Here is a 4,096-nt window from a genome sequence, read left to right on the forward strand (position 1 = left end):
GTTCGGGTTGGATACATCTTAGCACGCTGTCCAATTTTGCCGGACCACTTCAGAGTATTCCTGATTAAGCGGGTAGATATTGTTAATCTCAATGCGTTCTTCGGCGAAAGCCGGATTTGAAGCCAAAAAACTGGCAAGAGCTAGGTTGAGAATGGAAGGTTTCATGAGTTTTCTCCTTACTAGTTGTTGAACTGTATCTAAAGATTGACCGGTTCAAATGTTTTTTTCCGGCTTTCCGCATGAGGAGCGTCAACTCTTTAAGTTGCGGGCAAAAATTGGGACAGGACACTTTGGGCTCGGAGCGAGCGCTCGATGGAAAAAAGGAACGACCCCTGTCTGAACCGGAATGGCGCGCTTTCTTGGCCTTGTTGCCGCAAACACCAATATTTTGAACAGCTTTGGAATAGGTTGCCGTGAATTTGACCAACGGCAGGTCTCGGAACGGTCGATCACTTCCTGTCGCTGCAGCACCGCATGGCGGCTGAGAGCCCGAAGTATCCTATCTCACTTTTTCAGTAACCGAACATATTTTCGCTCTTCAGTCACAAAGTTGCGAAGGCTTTACATACGCTATCTAATGTGGCGTATGAAAACCGGAGTCCAAACATTTTCGCTTGTCCTTCTAGCACTGCTAACGCTTCCCTTTTCGATCTATGCTATAAACTTTGCGCAGGGCGGCCTGCGGGATACCCTGCCCGCGCCGCACTACATACGGTCCGATAATCTTATCGCCAATCTGTCTATTTTTAGCCATATGGCCGCGGGAGCGGCCATTACAGCATTGGTGCCGCTCCAATTAATCCCTTCAATCCGACTGCGTTTACCCGCGCTGCACCGCTGGTCGGGGCGGCTGATCATCATCGCTGCAGTTACGACCGCAGTAGGTGGGCTCGTCTACATTCCACTGCGTGGCACAATCGGTGGGACTCCCATGAATATCGGTTTTTCACTTTACGGGGTACTGGTTCTGCTGACCGCCATGCAAACCATCCGCTACGCACTGGCAAGGCGTATCGCGGATCATAACGCTTGGGCCCTGCGTTTTTTCTGGCTGGCTTTGGGTTCTTGGTTCTACCGCGTCCACTATGGCCTTTGGTATCTGGCCACTGACGGTCTATGGTCCAACCCGCAATTCACGGGAGGCTTTGATCTGGCACAAAGTGTTGCGTTCTTTCTTCCATATCTTCTTGGCGTCGAAGTATACCTGCGTATCAAGCAATAAGTCGATCGCAAGGTTTTCGTACCTCCATCAGCTAAACGACGGCTTTGTCCTCAGTGCGTGAGTTCGCCGGATTGGTCTTGCTACGTCTTGCATGAATGGCCGGTTTTCCCGCCGCGTGGCAGCGCAGATGACTAAGCACTTGCGGCATTTTCAGTTCGGCGAGCGCGAGCAGCGAGAAAATCGAATTCACAGATTGGGCTCCAAGCGGTCAACCGTTCCGCTGCCGTTTAGCGCTATGAGGCGTCTCTGAGAGCGGCCATTACCTTTTCTGATAGAGTTTGCAGGTCGACACTGTGTCGATGCCTGGGTTGGAGGGATGGTTGGAGGAAAACTCATGTCCAGAATCCAACTTCCCGCAGTTAAGTCAAAACGCCGACCTTGGAACAAAGGACGTCTGGTTGGCCAAAAGCGCCCGTTGCTTCCCAAACAAGCCTGGGCCATTCGTGCGCGGCTTGAACTTGCGGGCAATCTCAGAGATCTGGCGCTGTTCAACCTCGCAATTGACAGCAAGTTGCGAGGCTGCGATCTCGTCCGATTGAAAGTTACTGATCTCGTATCCAATGACAGGGTTCGCGAACGTGTTTCTGTCATCCAGAGCAAGACCAAACGGCCGGTGCAGTTCGAAGTCTCTGAAAATACGCGCGATTCTCTATGGAGCTGGGTTTGCAGTCCGGAAATGCTCAGGTGCAGCTTTCTTTTCCCAAGCCGCTTCCATGACCGGCCTCACGTTTCGAGTCGGCAGTATGGGCGTCTAGTCCGGAATTGGGTCACAGAAATCGGTCTTGATCCGAGTGCGTATGGCACCCATTTGATGCGGCGTACAAAGGCTGCGTTGATCTACCGTAAAACTGGCAATCTTCGCGCGGTCCAACTTCTGCTTGGGCACACCAAGGTTGACAGCACGGTCCGCTATCTCGGTGTCGAACTTGAAGACGCGTTGAGTATTGCGGAAAAGATCGACATTTGAACACTGGACGAACGGCTTGTTGCCGTTCGTCTTCCTGAACCGGTCATGCATCAAAGCAGAGCCAATGACGGGACGGAGCCCCAAGCGGACTGAGGCTACAATGAGACGAATGTCCGCTTCGCCAACTTGGTCAATTCCCCATCAAATGCGACGACAATCTTGAGATCGTTGAAAGTCAGCGATGAAGATCAGATATTCTGGTTGGCCGCAACTTAGTTACCCAGACACTATTTGCACATCTCTTCGATTGCATCTTCTATCGTTGGTAACACCGCAATCTCTTTTGCGCAGCGCTCAGAGCTCACGCGGAAACTGTCATCGTCCAGCACGCGCATGATAGCGTTTTGTAACGAAGCGACGTCCAGATCAAAAACCGCTACACCTGCACCAATTTTCTCAATTTGCTCGGCATTGCTCGGTTGATCCGCAAAAAGTGGGACGGCAATGGAGGGCAACCCAGCCGCCAAAGCGCCGATCAACGTACCCGACCCGCAGTGATGCACTATTGCAGATGCATATGAAAAGACGTCGTCTTGGGGCACCCAAGCTTCGACTATTACATTGTCTGGAATGTCAGTAAGTAGCGAACCATCCATATTGATGCCTGTTGTCAGAAGCGCGTTAATTGGCAAATTGCCCACAGCCTCTAACGCAGTCTGATAGGCGGCGCGTTCTTCAGCTTCATTTCCAGCGACTGTCCCAAACGTGACATAGACAAAGGGCTGGCCGTTGTCAGGAGCCCATGCGGGCCGTTTCAAAGAAGGGCTGCCCACGTCAGATTGCGAATTTACCCGAAATGGCTCGGGCCTGTCATTCCAATCAGTTTTTGGATCAAAGGACTTTGGGAAAGACGTAAACGCGCGTTCGGTCATTAGCGACTTCCCGTTGTCAGCAGGTAGGCCAGCCGATTGGCGTAGTTCGTCAAGTGGTGCGGCTCCATGTTCGATGAAGAGACTCTCTCCCGGACTGTTATGGACTTCCACACGGACACAAGGTGTTTTGGTTTTGGCTGCGACGATGGGAGCCGCAAATTCAGCAGACTCGCGTACGATAAGATCAGGGCTCCATTCCGTCACAAGCGCAGAAAGGTCCTGCATTGCATCACCAGCCCACAACCTGACGAAAAACTCCTGAATTGCCCACTTTGGGATTTCGTCCTTGGGCATATCGCGTGCGGCAGCAAATCGAGCTTGTACGTCTTCTTCGGGCACTCGGCTGAGAGGGGTGAAAGGTATGGATCGTTTTTCAAACATATCGCGCAACTGTTCTGGGGCCGCAAAGTGCACGTCGTGACCAAGCCTTTGTAATTCTGCGATATATGGAAGGAGTGGGCGTGCGTGGCCAGTTCCTTTGGTCGAAGTGAAAAGGACTTTCATAATACAACTTTCCTAAAAATTTCCTGAATTTCGAGCGCCAGTGCCCGTGTCTTAAATAGGTTTACGGGCCTGCCCTTAGCCAGAACTGTCCAACATACCTGGAACACTCCATTCGCCAAGTCACTTTTAGATCGCTGTCTCGGGTCGTAAATTGCCTACTAAAAGCGGACATCCCGGTTGCAAGGATGAAAGTCGGTTTTGTCCCGCATCTCGTGAGTTGGAACGGACCGCAGCGAAAGATCGGATTGGATTCACCCCGTTTCAAAGTGACCGAATGGCTGGTCTTGGGAAAATCGCTGCGCCGCCGAATTTTTCTGCTGCAACAGCGAAGAAATGCTGCATGAGCAATAGCCGCACCTGCATCAGGCCGCTTAGTCCGGCGGTCTCAACTGGTCGATGCAACACATGCATTGAAACGCTCTGCGGGAGTTTCATACCCCAGCGTCATTCGAGGTCGTTCGTTGAGTTGTCTGGCGACGGCGCTCAACTTTGCTTGACTGTGTATCGACAAATCTGTGCCTTTTGGAAAGT

4 protein-coding genes and 1 pseudogene are annotated in these 4,096 nt (G+C 51.8%); 2 read left to right on the plus strand and 3 right to left on the minus strand.

Annotation, left to right across the window (positions count from 1 at the left end):
* Positions 1 to 18: 18 nt before the first annotated feature.
* Positions 19 to 165 (minus strand): hypothetical protein, encoded by a 147-nt coding sequence (locus tag V7730_RS22325; RefSeq protein ID WP_335749756.1) that lies wholly within the window; start codon positions 163 to 165, stop codon positions 19 to 21.
* A gap of 421 nt (positions 166 to 586) precedes the next feature.
* On the opposite strand from V7730_RS22325, the gene V7730_RS22330 reads away from it, so the two are divergent.
* Positions 587 to 1,222 (plus strand): DUF2306 domain-containing protein, encoded by a 636-nt coding sequence (locus V7730_RS22330; protein WP_335749757.1) that lies wholly within the window; start codon positions 587 to 589, stop codon positions 1,220 to 1,222.
* A 334-nt stretch (positions 1,223 to 1,556) separates the two neighbouring features.
* Positions 1,557 to 2,189 carry a tyrosine-type recombinase/integrase gene (locus V7730_RS22335; protein WP_335749758.1) on the plus strand — a complete coding sequence of 211 codons (633 nt, stop codon included), beginning with the start codon at positions 1,557 to 1,559 and terminating at the stop codon, positions 2,187 to 2,189.
* A gap of 227 nt (positions 2,190 to 2,416) precedes the next feature.
* Here V7730_RS22335 and V7730_RS22340 read toward each other — a convergent pair whose 3' ends face one another.
* Together V7730_RS22340 and V7730_RS22345 are read right to left on the minus strand one after the other, a co-directional pair.
* Positions 2,417 to 3,565 (minus strand): glycosyltransferase, encoded by a 1,149-nt coding sequence (locus V7730_RS22340; protein ID WP_335749759.1) that lies wholly within the window; start codon positions 3,563 to 3,565, stop codon positions 2,417 to 2,419.
* A gap of 385 nt (positions 3,566 to 3,950) precedes the next feature.
* A pseudogene (locus tag V7730_RS22345) lies at positions 3,951 to 4,096 on the minus strand (IS30 family transposase); the annotation flags it as partial.

The organism is Sulfitobacter sp. (assembly GCF_036961165.1).
In the GTDB taxonomy this organism is placed as follows: Bacteria; Pseudomonadota; Alphaproteobacteria; order Rhodobacterales; family Rhodobacteraceae; genus Sulfitobacter.

Coding starts and splice junctions, on each gene's coding strand:
- V7730_RS22325 (WP_335749756.1), bottom strand. CDS start 165: ATGAAACCTTCCATTCTCAACCTAGCTCTTGCCAGTTTTTTGGCTTCA.
- V7730_RS22330 (WP_335749757.1), top strand. CDS start 587: ATGAAAACCGGAGTCCAAACATTTTCGCTTGTCCTTCTAGCACTGCTA.
- V7730_RS22335 (WP_335749758.1), top strand. CDS start 1,557: ATGTCCAGAATCCAACTTCCCGCAGTTAAGTCAAAACGCCGACCTTGG.
- V7730_RS22340 (WP_335749759.1), bottom strand. CDS start 3,565: ATGAAAGTCCTTTTCACTTCGACCAAAGGAACTGGCCACGCACGCCCA.